16 protein-coding genes and 1 pseudogene are annotated in these 19,771 nt (G+C 60.5%); 5 read left to right on the top strand and 12 right to left on the bottom strand.

The genetic code is table 11. From position 1 onward, the window contains the following. Positions 1-26: 26 nt before the first annotated feature. From KZJ38_RS28790 to KZJ38_RS28770, 5 genes are all read right to left on the bottom strand, one after another. Positions 27-1,772 carry a tetratricopeptide repeat protein gene (locus KZJ38_RS28790; RefSeq protein WP_219803464.1) on the bottom strand — a complete coding sequence of 582 codons (1,746 nt, stop codon included), beginning with the start codon at positions 1,770-1,772 and terminating at the stop codon, positions 27-29. A 224-nt stretch (positions 1,773-1,996) separates the two neighbouring features. Continuing rightward, positions 1,997-2,860: an alpha/beta fold hydrolase gene (locus tag KZJ38_RS28785; protein WP_219803463.1), complete on the bottom strand. Its 864-nt coding sequence runs from the start codon at positions 2,858-2,860 to the stop codon at positions 1,997-1,999. 189 nt (positions 2,861-3,049) lie between these two features. After that, on the bottom strand, positions 3,050-3,628 hold the full coding sequence (locus tag KZJ38_RS28780) for a flavin reductase family protein (RefSeq protein ID WP_219803462.1): 579 nt from the start codon (positions 3,626-3,628) through the stop codon (positions 3,050-3,052). A gap of 141 nt (positions 3,629-3,769) precedes the next feature. Beyond that, positions 3,770-5,731, bottom strand: coding sequence for an acid phosphatase (locus tag KZJ38_RS28775; RefSeq protein ID WP_219803461.1), 1,962 nt, complete (start codon positions 5,729-5,731; stop codon positions 3,770-3,772). Positions 5,732-5,940: 209 nt separating this feature from the next. Continuing rightward, entirely contained in the window at positions 5,941-6,642 is a 702-nt protein-coding gene (locus KZJ38_RS28770; protein ID WP_219803460.1) for a glutathione S-transferase family protein, read from the bottom strand. Between the two features lie 310 nt (positions 6,643-6,952). Here KZJ38_RS28770 and KZJ38_RS28765 point away from each other — a divergent pair, with 310 nt between their 5' ends. Next, positions 6,953-7,933 carry an AraC family transcriptional regulator gene (locus KZJ38_RS28765; RefSeq protein WP_219803459.1) on the top strand — a complete coding sequence of 327 codons (981 nt, stop codon included), beginning with the start codon at positions 6,953-6,955 and terminating at the stop codon, positions 7,931-7,933. Here the strand turns inward: KZJ38_RS28765 and KZJ38_RS28760 are convergent. From KZJ38_RS28760 to KZJ38_RS36765, 3 genes are all read right to left on the bottom strand, one after another. Next, entirely contained in the window at positions 7,930-8,826 is an 897-nt protein-coding gene (locus KZJ38_RS28760) for an NAD(P)H-dependent flavin oxidoreductase (RefSeq protein ID WP_246642075.1), read from the bottom strand. The two genes, KZJ38_RS28765 and KZJ38_RS28760, sit on opposite strands and share 4 nt — an antisense overlap. 112 nt (positions 8,827-8,938) lie before the next feature. After that, positions 8,939-9,526, bottom strand: a complete 588-nt coding sequence (locus KZJ38_RS28755; RefSeq protein ID WP_246642061.1) for a cytochrome b — start codon at positions 9,524-9,526, stop codon at positions 8,939-8,941. A gap of 260 nt (positions 9,527-9,786) precedes the next feature. Further along, positions 9,787-10,248, bottom strand: a complete 462-nt coding sequence (locus KZJ38_RS36765; protein ID WP_246642060.1) for a hypothetical protein — start codon at positions 10,246-10,248, stop codon at positions 9,787-9,789. A 110-nt stretch (positions 10,249-10,358) separates the two neighbouring features. Here KZJ38_RS36765 and KZJ38_RS28745 point away from each other — a divergent pair, with 110 nt between their 5' ends. Beyond that, positions 10,359-11,396, top strand: coding sequence for a TIGR03571 family LLM class oxidoreductase (locus KZJ38_RS28745; protein WP_219803457.1), 1,038 nt, complete (start codon positions 10,359-10,361; stop codon positions 11,394-11,396). 207 nt (positions 11,397-11,603) lie between these two features. Further along, on the top strand, positions 11,604-12,800 hold the full coding sequence (locus KZJ38_RS28740; protein WP_246642059.1) for a YbfB/YjiJ family MFS transporter: 1,197 nt from the start codon (positions 11,604-11,606) through the stop codon (positions 12,798-12,800). Positions 12,801-12,810: 10 nt separating this feature from the next. Here KZJ38_RS28740 and KZJ38_RS28735 read toward each other — a convergent pair whose 3' ends face one another. Beyond that, positions 12,811-13,770, bottom strand: coding sequence for a LysR family transcriptional regulator (locus tag KZJ38_RS28735; protein WP_219803455.1), 960 nt, complete (start codon positions 13,768-13,770; stop codon positions 12,811-12,813). A 331-nt stretch (positions 13,771-14,101) separates the two neighbouring features. Between KZJ38_RS28735 and KZJ38_RS28730 the strand changes: the two genes are divergently transcribed. Further along, a complete protein-coding gene (locus KZJ38_RS28730) occupies positions 14,102-14,812 on the top strand; it encodes an SDR family NAD(P)-dependent oxidoreductase (RefSeq protein WP_219803454.1) in 711 nt (236 codons plus the stop codon). Between the two features lie 108 nt (positions 14,813-14,920). Continuing rightward, complete coding sequence (locus tag KZJ38_RS28725; RefSeq protein ID WP_219803453.1) at positions 14,921-15,157, top strand: tautomerase family protein; 237 nt, start codon at positions 14,921-14,923, stop codon at positions 15,155-15,157. Between the two features lie 25 nt (positions 15,158-15,182). Here the strand turns inward: KZJ38_RS28725 and KZJ38_RS28720 are convergent, their stop codons facing one another. The 3 genes and pseudogenes from KZJ38_RS28720 to KZJ38_RS28710 form a co-directional block, all read right to left on the bottom strand. After that, a complete protein-coding gene (locus KZJ38_RS28720; RefSeq protein WP_219803452.1) occupies positions 15,183-15,857 on the bottom strand; it encodes an MOSC domain-containing protein in 675 nt (224 codons plus the stop codon). Positions 15,858-15,963: 106 nt separating this feature from the next. Continuing rightward, positions 15,964-16,930: pseudogene (locus tag KZJ38_RS28715) on the bottom strand (NAD(P)H-dependent flavin oxidoreductase). 81 nt (positions 16,931-17,011) lie between these two features. Continuing rightward, positions 17,012-18,883: an enterotoxin A family protein gene (locus KZJ38_RS28710; protein ID WP_219803451.1), complete on the bottom strand. Its 1,872-nt coding sequence runs from the start codon at positions 18,881-18,883 to the stop codon at positions 17,012-17,014. Between the last annotated feature and the right edge of the window lie 888 nt (positions 18,884-19,771).

Here is a 19,771-nt window from a genome sequence, read left to right as displayed (position 1 = left end):
TCATGACGAATGCCTAGCAGCCTCTTTCAGAACTCGACGTTGCCCAACGCCTCGCGCACACGCTCGATCAGCGCGCCCCACCCTTCGTCTTTGGCTTGCCTGAAGAGCCGAACCGTATCGGGATACCACGGCGAATCGTTGCGATCCCGCAGCCACCGCCAGTCCACGTCATGCGCCGGCAGCATCACCCAGCAGCGCTTGCCAAGCGATGCCGCCAGATGTGCCGTCGACGTATCGACGCAAATCAGCAAGTCGAGCTGCGCAACGATCGCAGCGGTATCGGCAAAATCCGTGACGTCCGAACCGAGATGCAGCAGCGGCTGTTTAGCGGAAGGCGCTTTAGCTTCGTCTTCGCCCTGTCCCTTCTGCAAGCTCACAAAGCTAAACCCCGGCACGCTCCACAGCGGCGCCAACGCCGCCAGCGACGGCACCGACCGGTTCGCATCGTTGTGATGCTTCGGATTGCCCTTCCATACGATGCCGATCTTGCGGCCGGCGGGCAGCGTCGCAAGCCGCTCGGACCACTGCTGCACAAGCATTGGGTCCACGTTCACAGCAAGTGCCGAAGGGATCGTGCGTATCGTCGTGCGGAGATACGCAGGAACGCTGATCAAACTGGTCCACGTGTCATAGGTGTTCGAGCGCAGCAACGCTTCACCGTGACTCATCACGTCATCGACGCAATCGATCCGCTTAAACATACGCCGCAATGCAGTCGCGCAAGCAAACGTAATATGCGTCACGCCTTGCGCCTTTAGCAGCGGCAGATAACGGCCGAACTGGACCATGTCGCCCAGCCCGTCTTCCTGCCAGACCAGCAGCCGCTTGCCCGCAAGCGGCTCGCCGCGCCAGCGCGGGCAGCGCAACACCGTCGCGCTATGGTGATGAATGTTCCCTTCCTGCTCGTAGCGCGATTCGTAAAGCCGCCACGCTTCTTCGTAGCGGCCGATGCTCAGCAATAGCGACCCGAGCGAGAACTGCGCCAGATGAAAATTCGGGCGAAACGCGATCGCCCGACGATACGACGCCTCCGATTCGCTCAACCGGCCAAGCGTCTTCAGTACGATTCCGCGGTTGTGATGCACTTCGGGAATGTCGATACGAATCGCAAGCGCACGCTGGTAGGCGTCGTCTGCTTCGGTAAGCCGGTCGAGCTGCTGCAGCGTATTGCCGAGATGGACATGGTTTTCCACCAGATCCGGCTGCAGCTGCAAGGCCTTTCGATAGGCTTTTTCCGCTTCGGCAAAACGCTTTGCCGCATGCAGCAATTTACCGAGGTTGTGATAAGCCTCCGCGCAGTCGGGTTGCCTTGCCAATGCTTCGCGATACGCCGCCTCCGCTTCGGGCAGACGGTTCAGATCGAACAGCACCGCGCCGAGATTGTTGTGCCCTTCCACGTAATCGGGACGGACCGATAACAACTGACGGTAGATCGCCTCCGCCTCGTCGAGGCGACCCATTCCTTTGAACATGATGCCGAGGCTGTTATACGCCTCCACGGAATCGGGCTGCACGTCGATCACGCGGCGCCAGTAACGCTCCGCGTCTTCGGGCTGCTTGAGCCCGAGCGAACTGATCGCCGCGATATTGAGCGCCTGAACGAGATCGGCATTGCTCATCGGCGCGTTCGCATCGATAAGCGGCTTCACCTTCGCGAGTGCATCGGCGTACGGGCCCGCGGAGCGAGGGGCCTCAGGCCAGACAGGACGTTGCTGGGCGTGCGGTTGCGGTTGCTGTTCCTGGCGCGGCTCGCCAGTCGGAAGTGTGGCCATGATCGTTCGATGTGAATGCGCCGTGGCCGCTATTTGCATGAAGCGAGCGCCACGTGGGTAGCCGAGATGGCCCCGCGTCTAAAAGCTTAAGGCAGCGAGGTCCGGCACATTCTCTCGAAAAACGCGCTTTGATCCGCCCTATTCCGGTGATAAACGCTTTCAGTGCGCGCGGGTACATTACGTACCCTACGTTACGCTAACAAATCGATTTCATCGATCGCGCATCACCCTTTCCAGTCGCGCAGAAAGGCCAGCAGCGCCTCGTTTGTTTCGATCGGCCGCTCCGCATGCGGAAAGTGCCCCGCCAAGGCGATCGGCGCACAAGTCAGATCCGAGGCCATCTCGCTCCAGAGCTCGCGCATATCGACAATCTTTGCCCCGTCGAATTCAGCGCCCCATAACGCGAGCGTCGGCACCGATATCTTCACATGCGCATCCTCCTTGTCCTGCTCGAAGTCTTGCCGCCATGCGCGATAGTCCTCGAATGCGCCGCGCAAGCCACCGGGCGCCGCATACGCGCGGCGATAGATTTCGATGTCCGCATCGCTGATCGCGCTGATGTCGTACAGCCATGACGTAAAGATATAGCGCAGCCACATTTCTTCGCGCCCTTGCACGAGCGCTTCCGGCAAGTCGCGCACGCCGTTGAAGAAAATAAACCAGGTCGCTTGCGCAACATCGGCATTCATGCGCTCGAAGATCATGCGCGTCGGGATATTGTCGAGCGCCGCAAAGCGCGCAACCAGCGACGGATGATCTTTCACGAGCCGCGTCGCGACGCGCGCGCCGCGATCATGCCCGATCACCGCCGCACGCGAAATACCGAGCGTCGCCAACAGTTCCTTAATGTCGTTCGCCATCGTGCGCTTGTCGTAGCCGCTCACCGGCTTATCGGAGAAGCCATAGCCTCGCAGGTCCGGCACGATCAATTGATAATGGCGGCTCAGCACGGGTAGTTGCCGCCGCCACGTATGCGACGTTTCGGGAAAGCCGTGCAGCAGCACGACCGGAGGACCATCGCCCGCAAGCGTGTAATGCAGCTTGATACCGTTGACGGTGCGACGATGGCAAGAAATAGCAGTATGCATAGGTCCGTTCCCGTTTGCGGTTGCATAAAAAACGGCGCCCGGTGTACGCATCGGCCTGCAAATCGACGTGCGCGATGTGCGTACCCGGCCCTTGCAAGTCTTGCATGGGCCCTGGTGCGGTTTTTAGTCCGGCCCGCAACGACGTGCGGAATGGCGCAACGGGAAAGGCGGGATTACGGCGAATAAAACCTACGAAAGCGGCTTGGCGCGCAGTATGTTCGATGCGCTCGCAAAATTTCCCGCGCCCAGATGATGGAGCGTATGCAGCGACTCGTTCGACGAATCGAATATCCAGTGTCCGTTGTGGAACACACGCGGGTCGGATGCGGCGGCGACCACTTCACCGAAGCACGTATCGTAAGCATCTTCGGTATGCGGCTCGCGAATCAGCCTGCATTCGAGCCACGCCGCGCAATTCTTCTCCACGAGCGGCAACCCCAGCACCGGGCCCGCAATCGGCTCAATGCCGTATTCGGCAAACTTGTCGCTATCGCGCCCGCTCGATGATCCGACCGCATAGGTCACATCGGCCGCGGCGGCGCCCGGTATGCAAACACCGAATGTGCCGCTCGCCATAACGAGTTCGCGCGTGTACGTATTCTTGTCGATGACGATTGCGATGCGCGGCGGCGTGAATTCCACCGGCATCGACCAGGCGGCGGCCATGATATTGCGCCGCGCGCCATCCTTGCTTGTGACGAGCACGGTCGGCCCATGATTGATCAGGCGGCTCGCATGCTCGAGTGCAACGGCTTTGAATTGGCTCATCGGTTGTCACGGGGAACGAAGGATTTTTCGCATTGTAAAGCGCTGGCGATCCAGTCGCTCGTTGCCCGTCGTGACCGTTGCCGGCCGTGCCGCGCGCGTGATGAATGCGTGATGCGCGCGGCTTGCACACTACATTTTCGCCTACGAATTGATGCGGATCGACACCGTCCCGTTCGCATAGACCGCCGACGCATTGTGCCCGTCCACCGTCACCGTCGAGAACTGCTGATTGCCGACGCCGCCGGTAATCAGCTGAATCGTATCGCCGGCCTTCGGCGTGAAGCCGTTGGCGAACGTCACATGCAGCGTGCTGCCCGCGAACGTCAGCTGGCCACCGACATTCAACTGCCCGCCGCCCGAACCGTCGACGGCCATCTCGAGCGTCGTGCCCGGCAATACCGTGAACTTGCCGCCCACTTTCACCGGCGTCGCGCTCGCGCTGACAATCGCGGAGCCCGCGCCGACGAACACGTCGCCGGTGCCGAACGCCGTCGCCGAGTCAGCTTCGATCGCGCCGCCCGACACCTGCGTGCCGCCCGAGTAGCTGTTATTGCCGGCGAGCTGCAACGTGCCCGAACCATTGAGCGTCAGCTTACCGCTACCCGAGATATCGTTGCGCCACGTGTCGTTCGCGCTGAAGCCGCCTTGCGTCGCATCCATCGAAATCACGACGCTGCCGTTGAACTGGCCGTAACCGTTAAACGCCGCGAATGCGTCGATACGGCCGTACCCTTCCGGGTCGTCCAGCACCGGGAAGCCGGACGGAAACTCCGTCGTCTTGATCACCACGCGACGCTGGTCCGCCGTCAGATACGGGTAGCGCGTCTCGAGCAGCACCTCGGCACCCTTCGGAACCACGGGCGGCGCATCGGTCGATTCGATCTGCGGGAAGCCGAACGTCATGCGTCTGATGTCATTGGCCTTGTTGGTCGCGAAGTCGGCGAACCGATCGGTAGCGGGCGTTCCCGAATGCGCGAACGCAAGGAAGTTGGCGGGCGTGGTGTTCGTCGCTGCTTCGAGCGCGGTATGCGCCTGCTGGACTGCCTGGCTCTTTAGCGTGGCGTTTGCCGGGTCGTTGAGGTTGGCCACCGCCGCCGCGATCGCGAACATGCGGCCCGCCATCACATCGAGCGGCGAATGCATGCCTGCCAGAATACGGTTCTCGCCCAGCTCAAGGCCGCGTGAGATCATCTCGGGCCCGCGCTCGGGCAAACAGTAAGCCATCGTCAGCGCGTCGCGCATCGCTTCCGCTTCGTGGCCGCTGATAAAACCGCCGTCCGTGGTCGGGTCCGAGCTTTCAGCCGGCACCAGCGTCGGATCGACGATCACGCTCGTGCTCCATCGATAAGGCCGTGCATACTTGTAAAAGCGCTTCGCCGGCTCGGTCGATGCGTTATTGCCCATCGCGGACAGCAGGTCCACCACGTGCCCGAAGGCCGTATTCCCGCCGCTGGTGCCTACGCCGATATTGTTCCCGTTGTCGTTGAACAACGTGGTCGTCGCATTCGCGGGAATGCTCGTGATCGTCGTGGTCTGCTGGGCCGCGGCGCGCCATGCGTCGGTGAGCGGCCCCATGCCGTCGGTCACGCTAAAGCCCTTGCCGCGCCGGTCGTCGAAATAGGCCGCGTCGGCCTGAGCCTGCGTGCGATTGGTCGTTTCGTCGACCGAGAACTGGATGTTCTGCGCAAGCACAGGCGCATTAAGGATCGTGCCGCCCGGATTACCGTCGTTCGGCAAACCGGTCCACTTCGACGCCACGATCTCGGGAAACGTGCCCACGGCCGGCGCAGTGACACCGGCGTCCACCAGCAGCGTCAGCGGCATCCATAGATCAAGATAGCGCGAGACGAGACGCACACCCGCATTCGTGGCCACCGTAGCGAAGCGCGCGTCGCCGCGCTGATTGGTTGCGATGTTATCGACGAACGCCGGAACGTCTGGAATCGGTGCGCTATCGACGAAGCTCGGATTCGGCGGGGCCGACGGCGCCGATGCATTCGTGCTGCCGTTGTTATTGACATCGTCGCCGCCGCAGGCGGTGAGCATAAATACGCTGGATACGAGCGCGGCGGGCAGCGAGAGGCGCATTCTGTATGAACGCATGTGTGAACGACTCCGGGATCTATTAGTTGCAGGAAAAACCGCCGGAATTCTATTCACGTTGCATGACCGCCAAGTTACTTTTTCTTTTTAATCTGTAAACGTCGCTTATAAACTTCTCCGCACCTCGCCGCAATCTTCACATCAAATAAAAATATTAATTTTTGATTTTTATAATTGTAATGACACTTACTTGCCATGCTAATCGCGGCTCATCCCGTGAATTGCACTTTTACCGGAGCGTCCTCGGGTACCGTCCGAACGAACAGGTGGCGATCCGCAAACGCCGACACGTAGGCCGGGCGCGCCGCCATGCGCGCAAGATAGTCCGTGAACACCGGGGCCGTGCATAGCCCTGCGCCTCGCGACCACATGAGGTTGTACCCCATCACGCAATCGGCCGCCGTAAATGCGGCTCCGCAGATATAAGGCGTTTCACGCAAGCGTTTTGCCAGTTGCGGCTCGACCTCTTCGGCGATCTTACGGCGATAGCGGCGTATCGTTCGGTCGTCGCGCTCGCTCGCCGGGAGAACGTGCTCGTGTATGCGCAGTTGCCATAGCATCATGTCCATCGACGTGCAGAGGAAATGCAGCATTTGCAGATAATCGGCGCGCTCCTTCGAAAAGGGTCGCGCCAGTGGCGCGAGGCGTGATGCCGGGAACAAATCGGCGAGCATCACAAGCATGGCGCCGCTTTCTATCATCACCACCGTTTCATTGTTTTCAAGCGTTATCTCGAGCACTGGCAATGCATGATTCGGATTGAGCTTGCGAAACTCGGGTGTATATAGATCGGAATACGCATCGATAGACTCGACATCGAAATCATCGCCGAGAATTTCATGCAATAGCCATTTGACGCGCGTGCTTCTCAAAGCCGGTGAATGATAAAGCTTAAGGCGTTTAATCTGCATCGCTTTCCCCTTGATTCGTTGAACGGTGCTGGCCCTAAGGCACACGTGTGCCCTTGCACAGATATTTCGGAGACCAGTGTAGATACACACGAGCGCCGATGTTTGCACCGGCAGGAACGATCCGTTGATTGGAAAGGTGCATACGACAAGCACGAACATGGAACCTTGAAGTTTCCCGTTCGTGTCGGATCAAGCCCGCACACTAAAGCACTGCAGATGCGCAGCCGCTTCCTTGCGATCGTCGGAATAAACTTCCGGAAAATGCGTTAAACGGTATGAGAAGGAAGCCGCACTATACCTGGAGCAAGCAATGGAACCCGACGTCACAAGTGCGCTGGCCTACGAACCCGTGAGAACGGTGGACGGCTGGCACGATATGGTCAACGGTAGCTGGTCGATGGACTGCGCCTTCGACCGCGTCAACCCGGACAGCCTCAAAGGCACCTGCTGGCGCATGGGCGGACTTGAATTCGATGTGGCCGATGTCTCCTCACAGCAATGGACGCCGCTTGCCGGCCCCGGCCGCAGAAATTGGCGCAACGAAATGATCCTTGCGTTCATTACGCAAACCGGTGTGATCGAACTCGAACAGTCGGGCGTCAAGACACGGCTGACAAACGAATCGCTATTGCTGATCGACCCGAGCCGAAAATACGTACAAACCGGGGAAAGCGATACACGCGGCATGGCGCTGCGCATTCCGCGTTCGGCACTCGAAGCGCGCGGGATGCACTTTACAGGCCGTGAAATGTTTATTCCCGATCCGACGTCGCCCGACGTTCGCATGGTCAAATCGTTGATCGCGTCGGCGGCGGCACATAGTCAGCGCTCGCGCCCCGGTAGCGCAAACCTCGTTGCCGAGCATCTGGTCGACCTGATGCAAATCCTCGCGGAAGATCCGGCCGCGCCGAGACGAACACGCAGCGCCCACGTCGCGCTAGCGAGCGCCAAGCGCTTTATCGAGCGCAACGTCAGCACCGCGGACCTCAATCTCGACATGGTGGCAAGGGCGGCGGGCGTGTCGTCACGGTATATCGCCAAGCTTTTCGCTAGCGAAGGCACGACCGCAATGCGCTACCTGTGGCACACGCGGCTCGAACGCGCAAGAACCATGCTGGTGAACGGCAGCGCAAAGGCGCGTATCGGCGAAATCGCATGGCAATGCGGCTTCGCCAACGCAGCGCACTTTAGCCGCGCATTCAAGCAACGCTTTGGCGTGAGCCCAAATGCCCTACAGCGTTCTCTCGGCGATGCTTCGCAAGAGCAGGAGACGCGAGGCCCGTTCGCTTAAGCGGCGACCCTCACTTCGTTCGTCGTGGACACCGACCCGGCACCGTCTGAAAGCCCGCGAGCCAGTTCGGCAATGCGCTCGGCCGCTGGAATCACCGCATGAATCTTTCCGACACCCTGCCCCGCGTATAGCGAAAGCTTCTCCGCCATCCTGGGCTTGTCGATCACGCGCGCGCCGCCGCCGATAAAACGCAGCAGGTTCCACTTGTCGCAATTCGGAATCACGCGGTGCGGCGTGCCGTATTTCCACCCGAATGAGTAGCCGGTGCGGTACTCGGTATCGTCGACAGTCGCGTCAATGATCTTCTGCTTGTAAAGCGGATGCGCATTCGACTCTTCACAGGCAACAAACGCGGTGCCGATCAACACGCCCGCCGCGCCGATATCCATCACGATACGGACATCGTAACGGTCCGTGATTCCGCCTGCGGCAAGCACGGGGCGTCCCTCCGCCACACGGATAATCGCGGGAAGCAGCGACAGCAGGCCGATCGTGCCGCGGTTCATATGGCCGCCGGACTCGCTGCCCTGCGCGGCGACGATGTCGGCGCCCTGCTCGATCGCCTTGCGTGCGAGTTCGACCGAGCCGACCTGCACCATCACGATCATGCCCGCCTCTTTCGCACGCGCAATCATGTCCGGATAGTGCTCGGCGTAAAACAGCGACAGCAGTTTCGGCTTCTCCTGCAAGACCACCTGAAACTGCGCTTCGAATACTTCGGGACCGCCAAACGATGGAACGAGGTTGATGCCGAACGGCTTGTCGGTCAGCTCGCGCGTTTCCCTGATCCAGCGCCGTACGGCAAGCGGCGGCAAGCGCAGCCCGCCCAGTATTCCCATGCCGCCGGCGTTGGCCACCGCCGCCACGAGCGACGGCCCCGAAATCGCCGCCATGCCCGCGAGAAAGATTGGATGCTGAACACCGCACAGCGCGGCGACGTCCGCATTTGCATCTGCATTGCGCTCATTCGTGCGCACAACCGAACTGTTCGTTTTGCTCATGATGTTAAAGCTCCACGTGTTTGCCGAGCATCCGTTTCAGCGCTTCGTTCTTTAGCGCGAAATGGTTTTTGCATGCGCCGAACATATGCAAGGCGAGTCCACCCAGAAATGCGATCGCGCCGATCCGGAATAGAACATGCACGATAGACGCCACCTGCGCCTGAGGCGGAATCAGCGCAGGCACAAAGAATCCGCCCGGCAGAGCAATGATTTCGCCCACCGCCGATTTGTAGAGCCATGCGGCAATCGGCAGCAACACCATCGCCAGCGCGAGCGCCACGGCCACCGAGCGGCTCACGATCACTTCAACGGGGTTAGGCGTGCCGACCGGCAGCGGATGGACCGACGTGACGCGCGCCCACAAGCGGTAGACCGAAATCGGGAACAGCGCGACGCCGAGCAGATTGAGCATGCTAGCCTGTTCGGCGTTATACGCGATCGATAAGGAAATCTCGAGAGCGATAATCGCGAGCACGATCGCCGCGACGATCCAGTGCAATGCGATGGTGATTCGCGAGAAACCGAGGCCCGTATCGCGCAGGTGAAAGGGCGAACGCGGGCGCGTCGCTGAAAAGGACGTGGAATCCAGCACGATGTCTCCTTTATGTGTTTTGATGTTGCAGCCGATGAATCTTGCCTTTCGATCTGCCAGGTCTTCGCCTTACTCTTTTGCGTAACGATAGGATGGCAGATCGATCAAGTAAAATGATCTTTTATGATGCATATCATCACGACGGAAGAAGTGCTGCATGCGAGGCCGGAAGCGTTCCGTGATGAATCGGGGCGACGCCAAACGTCAGTTCCTTCGTCACCCTTACTTTCAAGCATCGGAACGCCTCCGCCACACGCTGATCAGCCACCGAAATAGATCTGGCAGAAGCTGACCGGGCCCACACAGTCACCCGGCTTGCTGGGGTTGCCATGACGCAGAAAGTCGAAGCGATGATGAGCAGGCGCCGATTGACCGCCCGCCGCCGAACCGTCGGCAACACCGCCATAGCTGCCACCCGCCTGTTGCGACGTGCTCACCGCCGCACCTTGCGACGCCGCCGAGTCAGTTGCCTGAGCGAACGCAAATGCGGGAATGGCGAGCGCGCCGGCAACGACGAGTGAACGAATAACCGATTTCATGATGACCCCCTTGGATCGCATAACGTTGCGAACCCGTGTTCGCAACTCTTGAAATCGATTGTAGGGATCGGGGCACGTGAAATTAATAACCAGGTTTTCACATCTTTGTTTACCGAATGACTCTGAATGGCAGACATTCCATTTCGTAATGATCCTGCCTTCGTATCCGCCAGCTTCATGCATCGCTATTGACTCGATGTATCAACTGTTACTAGCGGCGAGGTCTGTTTCCAGTCGGCTCAGCGCAATAAGCTAGGCATCAGGCTAAGCACAACTGCAGCTGGAGACCTCTCATGGACATGGCAACGCCTTTTATCGATCGCCGCGAAATAGCAGCGAACGACGATCTGCAGAACCACCCAGGTTATGCACGGATATTCCGCCGCGACGCGCTCACGGTCGGCTTGATCCTGCCGCTCGAAACACACGCGCGAACGCCGCATCCGACCATGGCCGGACACTTGCGAATGGCGCAGCTCGCCGAGCAGGCCGGCGTGGCCGCTTTGTGGGCACGCGACATTCCGTTCTACGACCCGCGCTACGGCGACTCCGGGCAGATCTTCGAACCGTTGATCTACTTAGGGCAGCTTGCCGCCGCTACAAAGCGCATGACGCTTGGCACGGCCGGCGTCGTGCTGCCGTTGCGCGAGCCGCTCATGCTCGCCAAGCAGCTCAATTCGCTCGACCAGCTCTCGGGCGGACGCATTGTGATCGGCATGTCGTCCGGCGACCGGCCGTCCGAGTATCCCTACTTCGGGATCGACTTCGACAGCCGCGGCGAGCGTTTCAGAGAGGTCTATCAGGTGTTTCGCAGCGCGAGCGAAGAGAACTTCCCGCATTACGCGTCGTCGCGGTTCGGCCAGGCGGACGGTTCGTTGACCATGCTGCCCAAGCCGCTTTACGGCAAAGTGCCGACGCTCGCAGTCGGCCGTTCGCAGCAGACGCTCGAATGGATCGGCGCACATATGGATGGCTATATGGGCTTCGTTCCCGAGCCCGCGCAATTGAAGCAGTTCGTGCGTAAATGGAACGACGCGCTGGCGCAAGCGGACACCGACGAAACGGGCAAACACGACAAAAACACCAATCGCGCAAAACCTTTGGCATTCGGCGGCTTTCTTTATCTTCATCCGCGACCCGACTTCGCGTTCCAGCGCATCAGAGGCGGCTTTGCAATCGGCAGCCGCGCATTGCGCAGCTTTCTCGAGCAGGCGCGCGAGGCGGGCATCGAGCATGTTGCGCTGAACCCGAGGGTCACGCCGCGCAGCTACCTCCAGATACTCGACAGCCTGCAACGAGACGTGTTGCCGTTCTTTGCGCCTCACGAATAGTGCGAAGCGCTTTCGTCCAGTAAACAATCTCTTTACCCGGAACATACTGTTTCAATCACGCGATGCCTTTTAGAGTGCTAGCTCGCTGAACCGTGCCCTCCTGCAGCGCAAGCCACGCGCGTTAGCTTGCGTGAGCGGTTGCGCCGCACTGGGCGAGCTACTCCCCCGAGCCTCACACTCGACAAAGGCAATCCGATGGAAAACACAATGGGACGTGCGCCTGGCACGCGCACGCTCGAAGCCGTTGCCGGCGCTTTGGTGCTCGCGATAGGCATGGGCTTCGGCCGCTTTTCGTTTACCGGCATGTACCCGCTGATGGTCCACGACGGCGTGATCGATGTGACGGCGGGTTCGGTTGCGGCGTCCGCGAATTACGCGGGTTATCTGCTCGGCGCGATTCTGATGAGCCGCTTCAGGCACGGACACGCAGCACGGCTGTGCCAGTTGTCGATGATCGGCACGATCGCATGTCTTGCCCTGCTTTCGCTGCACCTCTCACCGTCCTTGATCGCCGTCGTGCGCTTTGTTGCGGGAGCCGTGAGCGCGGTTGCACTCGTCGCCGCGTCGATCTGGTTGCTGCATGTGGTCGGACACCATCATGGCGCGCCGCTGCTCTTTGCAGGCGTGGGGCTCGGCATTGTCGTCTCCGCGGAAATCATCGCGATCGGCGCCGCCGAGCACTTCAATAGCGCTGCGCTGTGGGCGTTGCTCGCGGCGGCGGCCCTGCTGCTGTCGGCGATGGCATGGCCGCGTTTAAGCGCGCGCGACGCTGACGACGACGCAGAACCCGATAACGATTGCGATCACGATAACCAGCACGAGGCAAGCGCAAGCGCGAGCACCGAAGCCCGCGGTAAAAATGCCGCACGCCATCGCTCAGGGCCCAACGCATATATCCTCGTCGCACTGTATGGCCTCGCCGGCTTCGGCTATATCGTCACCGCCACCTACCTGCCGTTGCTGGTTAAAGACGCGGTGCCCGGCATCAACCCCGTTCACATCTGGGCCGCATTCGGACTCGGCGCGGTGCCCTCGTGCTTCCTGTGGCATTGGCTCAATCACCGGTTCGGCAGCCGCCGTTCGATGGCATTGAACCTGCTCGTGCAGGCGGCGGGCGTGATGTTGCCGGTGCTCGCCGAATCGGCCTCGACGTTTCTCGCGAGCGCGCTGCTGGTCGGCGGCACATTCGTCGGCACCGTCACCATCGCGATGCCGGTCGCAAGGCAGATCGCCTCGACTGTGCGCTTCAACATTATGGCGACGATGACGGCCGCCTACGGCGTCGGGCAGATTCTCGGGCCGCTGGTATCGACCGCGCTGTTCGCACGCACGCATTCGTTCGAACAGCCGCTGATTGCAGCGGGGGTCGCATTGATCGCGGCTGCCGCTCTGGCCTGCAAGTGATTCCGGCGCTTCAGGCCGCGTCGTGCTCGCTTGCCTGTGCCGACTTTCTGGACCCGACCGAGTCCTCGCGCAACGCGTCGGCCACCCACTCCTTCACGAAGTCGACCCACGCCTTGATCTTTGCATCGAGATACTGGCGCGATGCATAAACGACGTAGATATTGAGCTCCTGCAGATAGTATTCGGGCAGCACGCGCACCAGCGTGCCATTTCGAAATGCAGAACGCACCGTCAGCGCCGGCAGCGCGCCGATTCCCATCCCTTCGTGAAGCGCCATGGCCATCGCATCGGGCAGATTGACCTTGAAGCGCATATTCGGCAGAGGAAATTCGCGCGGCCCCTCCGGGCCGATCAGCGTCCAGCGGTCTGCTGGAAAGATCGGAATCGCCACTTGCAGACACGTGTGATGCGACAGGTCATCGACCGATTCCGGAACGCCGTGCACCTCAAGGTACGAAGGCGACGCGCATAGCACGCTCTGCACCGCGCCAAGCTGATGAGAGATGTAGTTCGAATCGGGCAACGCCCGAGGCGAGACGCGCAACGCGACGTCGTATCCCTCTTCGAGCAGATCGGGCACGTTCTGTGACAGGACGAGATCGACCGTCACCGCCGGAAAACGCTCCTGAAACGCGGCGACCGCGGGCACGACATAGTTCTGGCCGATGCTCGACATGGCATGCACTCGCAACGTGCCGGCCGGTCTCGCGTGCGCGTCCGACGCTTCGAGTTCCGCCTCGCTCACGGACTCGAGAATCGCGAGGCACCGGTTCAGATAGCGCTCGCCGGCCTCGGTCAGCGCGATTCTGCGCGTCGTGCGATTCAGCAAGCGCGTACGCAGGTGCGCCTCCAGTTCGGAGATCGACCTCGACACATAGCCCGTTGTCGTGTCGAGATGCTGAGCGGCCGCCGTAAAGCTACCGGCCTCCGCAACCTCCACGAAGATCTTCATATTGCGGAACGTGTCCATATAAACGCCTTCTGTTTTTCGATGCCGTTGTTCAATCAGGTGTGACGTGCACGGTCCGCATGCATGTCTGTGTGTAACAAGCGTTGTTACACCGGATCAATAATGCGTCGCCATGCCTCGATATGCTGGCCTTCTTTGCGCTTCAGTGCCTGTTTACCTGCCTCGCGGCGTTTTCATGCGATTCGCGCGCGCGATGCAACGCCGATTTGTTCCCCGAAGTTAAGTCTCTTAGTTCATCGCGGGTATGCGCAAACCTCATGACATTGCCTACTCTGTCAATCAATCGATGCCGCCGGCTCGATCCAAACCAATCAACTTCACGAGGTACATCATGAGCAACCCGAAGAAAGTCGCAGTCGTCACAGGTGCATCGCAAGGTATCGGTGCTGAAATCGTCAAGGGCTTCCGCGAGCAAGGCTACGCCGTTGTCGCAACCGCACGATCGATCAAGCCCTCCGATGATCCGGGCGTCGTGACCATTGCCGGCGACATCGGCGATCGCGAGGTCGCAAAGCGCGTAATCGATGCGGCGATCTCGAACTTCGGACGCGTCGATACGCTCGTCAATAACGCGGGCATCTTTATCGCGAAGCCGTTCACCCAATATACGGCTGAAGATTACGCGGCGGTCCTGAACGTCAACGTGAGCGGCTTCTTCCATGTCACGCAGTTCGCGATCGAGCAGATGGAAAAGAACCGGAGCGGCCACGTCGTTCAGATCACGACGACGCTTGCCGACCATGCGGTCTCGGGCGTACCGTCGGTGCTCGCCTCGCTGACCAAGGGCGGCCTGAACGCCGCGACCAAGTCGCTTGCCATCGAATACGCGAAGACCGGCATCCGCGCCAATGCCGTGTCGCCCGGCATCATCAAGTCGCCGATGCACGCGGTGGAAACGCACGACGCGCTCGGCGCACTGCATCCGGTCGGCCATATGGGCGAGATGAGTGATATCGTCAATGCGGTGCTGTACCTCGATAACGCGCCGTTCGTCACCGGCGAGATCCTGCACGTCGACGGCGGCCAGAGCGCGGGCCATTAAACGGTCAGCCTCGCGGCCGCTTGGCCGCGTAGTTGCAAGCACGGCGCCGGCAACGGCGCCTTTTTCTGCGCATCTGTGCATGTCACGCGTCATATCACGGAGATATCCATGCCTATCGTCACCATTCAGGTAACCCGCGAAGGATCCGCGCCCGGCCGAGACGCCGTCACCGCGGAAGAAAAAGCCAGGCTGATCAAAGGCGTCAGCGAAGTGCTGCTGAATGTGCTGAACAAACCGATGGAGGCCACCTTTGTCGTGATCGAGGAAGTCGACAAGGCGAACTGGGGCTGGGGCGGTTTGCCGGTCGATGAATACCGCGCACTGAAGAAAGCGAAATCCGCGTAAGCGCCCATTGCGTCAATGGCTTGCATCAAGGCTCTCTGAACGCCCGGCCGCGCCGCCACTCGAGCATTGCGTTAATCGATTCCTGCCGCCGCCCCGGCACGAGTGCGATGCTCGAGCCGGCGCGGATCAAGCCCGGATTCGCCACGCTCAGATAAACGCCCGCAAAGCCGCTCATAAACATATGCCGGACCGCGCGTCTATAACCCATGACGGCGTTCAGCTTGAAACACGGCGTGCGCGGCGCTTCGACGCGTAGCGCCACGTCGCCGATTACGAGCACGTCGCCGATCCAGAGGTCTTTTTCAAAAACGCCCTGTGTGGTGAGGTTTTCGCCGAGCGCTCCAAAGACCAGCGACGCCTCCGCTTCCGGCAAGCCGGCCTCGATGCGCCGTTGCCGCCACCATTCGTAGTGTTCGACGGGGTAAAGATAGACGGCCTTGTCGAGGCCGCCATGCACGCTCAGATCGGCCTGTTCGTCGCCGGCAAGTCCGAGCCTGCCGACCTCGACCGGCGCCGCGTCGTTCGACGGCCCGTTTGCCGTACTGATCGATCGCTTGCGGATCGCCGATTCGACCTGCAATCCCGAGCCCGGCGACCCGATGTCCAACTGCTGGGCCTGGCCGACGTTGATTGAAAGCAATCGGGCTTCGACGCCAGGTTCGTGCGCCGTGTCTTTCAGACCTGCTGTCTGCTCTTCCATACGAGCCTTTACTTTCGTCGGTCGGCGACGCGTTCGACAGCATGCGCTGTTGCAGGCGCGGTGTGATCGCGCGCATCGCCATCTTGCTAAAGCTTAAGCGGGAACATCAGCCGCCGTACTGCTGCAAACCTCGAATCGCTTCCTTGAGCTCGGCATCGAGCACGGCCATCAGCTCGGCAGCCGGCAGCGAACGCGCGAGCGCGGCGGCCTGGCCAGCCCATTGCGCGCCAAAACCGAACTCGCCTTTTCCCTTCGCCGCGGCGTGCAGAGCCTTGCCGGCATCGTAAGCAATCGGATACTCAGGCGTTGCCGGCGCGCTCGCATCGCGGCCCAGTTCGGTGAAGCGATTCATCATGCTGCGCGCCAAGCGCGAGCGCCGCCGCAATGCCCGCGCCATCCATGATGCCGCCTGCCGCGACCACGGGCAGATCGAATTTCCGCACGAGAAGCCGCGTGAGTGCAAAAGTGCCGAGGCCTTCGTCGAACACATCGGGATCGAACATGCCGCGATGGCCGCCTGCTTCGACACCTTGCGCGACGAGGACGTCCACACCGGCGTCGACGGCCGCGGCTGCTTCCTGCAGATTGGTGGCCGAAGAAAACAACGTGATGCCCGCGCCTTTAAGTGCGTTGATGATCTCTTGCGAAGGCAGCCCGAAGTGAAAGCTCACGACGGCGGGCTTCTCTTCGAGGAAGACTTCGAGCATCGCCTGATCTTCAACGAAGCTCGTATAGATTTCGCTGAGCGTCTCAGGCGCATTTGCACCATGTTTGCCGAAATGCGGCGCGAGCCAGTTTAGCCAGGCTTTCTCGACGGCCGCATTGCCAACCGCCGGTTCATGCGTAAACACATTGACGTTGAACGGCGCCCTGGTAAGCGCTCGCGTTTCCCTGATGACCTTACGCGCCGCGTCGGCTTTCATCGCGCCGACGCCAAGCGACCCGAGACCGCCTGCATTCGATACGGCGGCGGCCAGCGCCGGTGTACTGACACCGGCCATCGGCGCCTGAACGATTGGTTTCGAGATGCTTAGCATCTTTAAAAGAGATCGGTTTTCGGAACGCGTGCTCATGTCATGTCCTTAGAAGCGGTTTATGAGCGATGATCTCTTTCCGTCGGCAATGGGTCAACCATCCAGCAGGTAAAAACTCTTTTAAACGGTGGTTTGGACGGACGATCCCGGAGCGTGAATCAATATCGACCCCGTCAGCATGGAAACCACGCCGTTGCGCCGCTCCGCGCGTGCATCGACCTGGCGTTTTGTTTCGTCGGAGATCCGGTAGCTCGACGAAAGCGGCGCCAATGGCAAGAACTTCACCGGGCTCACCTTATTCGGTTCGACATTAACGCCTTCGGCCCGCCAGACGGGCGTACCGTCGAGCCTGCGCACTTCCATGACATTCGCCCCGAGTGAAACCGCGTAAAAGCCATCATCAAACAACCACGCGGCGTTTTGCTTGCGCAACCATGCCGCAGCGTCGCGCGCCTCCTCTGCCGTGAACCGGTCGACATGATCGAGAAATTTGCCCTCAAACTGATTGCCCGGTACGCGGGTAACGAAGTGCGTTGCGGTGGACGGCAATGCGGTATCGGGATCCTGGTAAAACGCATGGAGCCGCTGCGCACTGCCGCTGACCTGATTGCGAAACGTGTGGAGGTTGACAGGCGGCGGACTGACATCCTTTCCGTCCGGCGAACGCAAATGCCACTCGCTGCGCTCGCCATGTTTTTCGCTGTCGACGAACGGGGTAAATGCAGACCGACCGGTGGTCAGCAGTTTCATGTCCTCCTGGTGAATCAGGTGCTTTCGATCGTACTCGAATACGCCGTTCAGCGATGCCGGGTCAGACGGCATATCTCCAAGGAAGAGATAACCATCGGAGCCCACCCGCAGAACCTTGTTGTAATCGCCAATCAAATGGAAGCGGCCATCTTCGGCAAAACTGAAATCATGGCGAGTGCCGGCTTCGGTCGAATACGACGAGTACAGCGTGTTGACTTGCACCTTGTTGTTCGGATCGACGTAGATCTCGGTTTTCGATCCGTCCGCGCTGCCATACGCGTGAAGCCGCAAAGGCCCACGGTAGTCGAGACCGTCGGCCTGGCGGCGATTCAGTTCACGAACTTTTTCCCACGCGGCGTCGTAAAAGAGCGCGTGTGCAACATTCGGATCCTCATTGAATTTCCTCGTTTCGCCAGCCTTGTCGCCACCCGACACATAGGAGATAAAGCCCGCTTTACGCCAGATGTCATCATTGATCGGCGCACGCGACAATTGCGGCTGCGGCTTGGCGAGTCGAGTCTGGTCATAGACGTCCCATCGATAGTCGGGATTGGGAATGTACTTGCCGGGCACGCCATCCTTCACTTCCCGCCATCCGCGAATCTGCGGATAGTCGATCCATCCCATCGCCGCTACTTCGCCATCCCACCGCGCACGCGTCCGGGCGCCGAGCGTCCCCGCAACGTCCACCATGTTCGGCGTCGGCGCAACAAAGTAGATGAAGCCGTTTTTGGACTCACCCGGCATCCGTTCGAGCGCGGTGCTCTCCTTGCGGAAAGTGCCGAGGTAGCCTGCACTGTCGACAAGATGCGGGTTCGCGGCGACATCAAGGTCGTGGACGCCGAGATTGATATCGCTAACTCGCGTTCGTTCGCTGTCGAAACCGCCATGTGTCTTGAGCTCCGCTGGCGACAACGTCGACGGCCGGAACAACCCGTCCGGCTTGAGCGCCGTGAGCGGTGTAACCGAACGCTTCAGTTCCTGCTTGGGCTCGACAATGACCGGTGGCCGCGGCAAATCCGGTCTGGGCGTAAGCCCAGGGCGCGCATCGATAATGCCCAGCCTCCGCTCAAGTTCGCCGAGATTGAAATTCGCGAATTCGGACGGCGCGGCGGCGTGTGACGAGCTGCCGTCCGCGGCCATCGGCGCCGCCAGATTCGCATAGTAGGTCGTGTCTGCGTGATCGACGCCGCCTTGCTCGCGGAAGCCGACATCGAAGACGCCTCGCAGCGCCTGCGCCATCTCCGCGAAGCTGCGATACCGGTAGACACCCGAACCCGGCTCGTACAGTTCGTAGGCGTCGTCCACGAAGTTGTCCATCTCGCGTATCCGCTGAATGACGATCGGTATGCCGTCGGTCTGCCTGCCGGTGGTATCGCCAGAAACGCCTGCGCGCATCGCAAGATTGACCACGGCGAGATCCGTCGGATATCCGGTCGCCGCATTGTTGTTCACATGCAAGCTGCCGAAATGTTGGCGCAAGTCACCAATCAGATTGGCCGCAGACGTCATGTCGACTGAACCCTGTCGCCGCGCGTAACCGGGCAAGGGCTCGACAAGCCCGTCGCCATTTCTCTGCTGCGTATCGAGAACTTCATGGAACGATACGGCTCTTTGCCTCGGGTCGGCCAGGTTGTGCCTGACATTTTCCGTTGCATCCGTCAGATTCGACGAATGTCCTTGAGCGATATCGCGCAGTGCAACCGATGCGAGGCCGCGATCCATACCGGACATCGCGTCCGGCCGACCGGCCGCTCCCGCCATCATGTCGCTGGACAAACCGTTCGACCGGTTAGCATGGGTTTCCAGTGCATCTCGCGCTGGCGATCCGGGTCGCGTGGATGGGCTGAGCGGTGGTTCGGGCCGAGTCTGCGGCCGATCAGGCGCTCTCGACCCGCTGGTCGCCGTTGTCGAACGCGCGTAGTACTGAACGAATTCCGGTGTGAGCTGCATACCGGTATCCTCGAAGGCTTCGTCCATGTACCTGCGCAGTCCGGCTTCCATGTCGCGTCGACTCGCATAGGTCATCACGCCGTTGTTCGGATCGAATAGTGCATATTGCTGGCGAGGCAATCGCTGCAACATCAATACATGCCCCGTGGTACCGGTATTTGTTCCCCGAGGATTCAG

The organism is Paraburkholderia edwinii, assembly GCF_019428685.1.
Lineage (GTDB): Bacteria > Pseudomonadota > Gammaproteobacteria > Burkholderiales > Burkholderiaceae > Paraburkholderia > Paraburkholderia edwinii.
The sequence above is the reverse complement of the archived record's forward strand: the minus strand, read 5'-3'. Positions and strand labels throughout refer to the sequence as shown.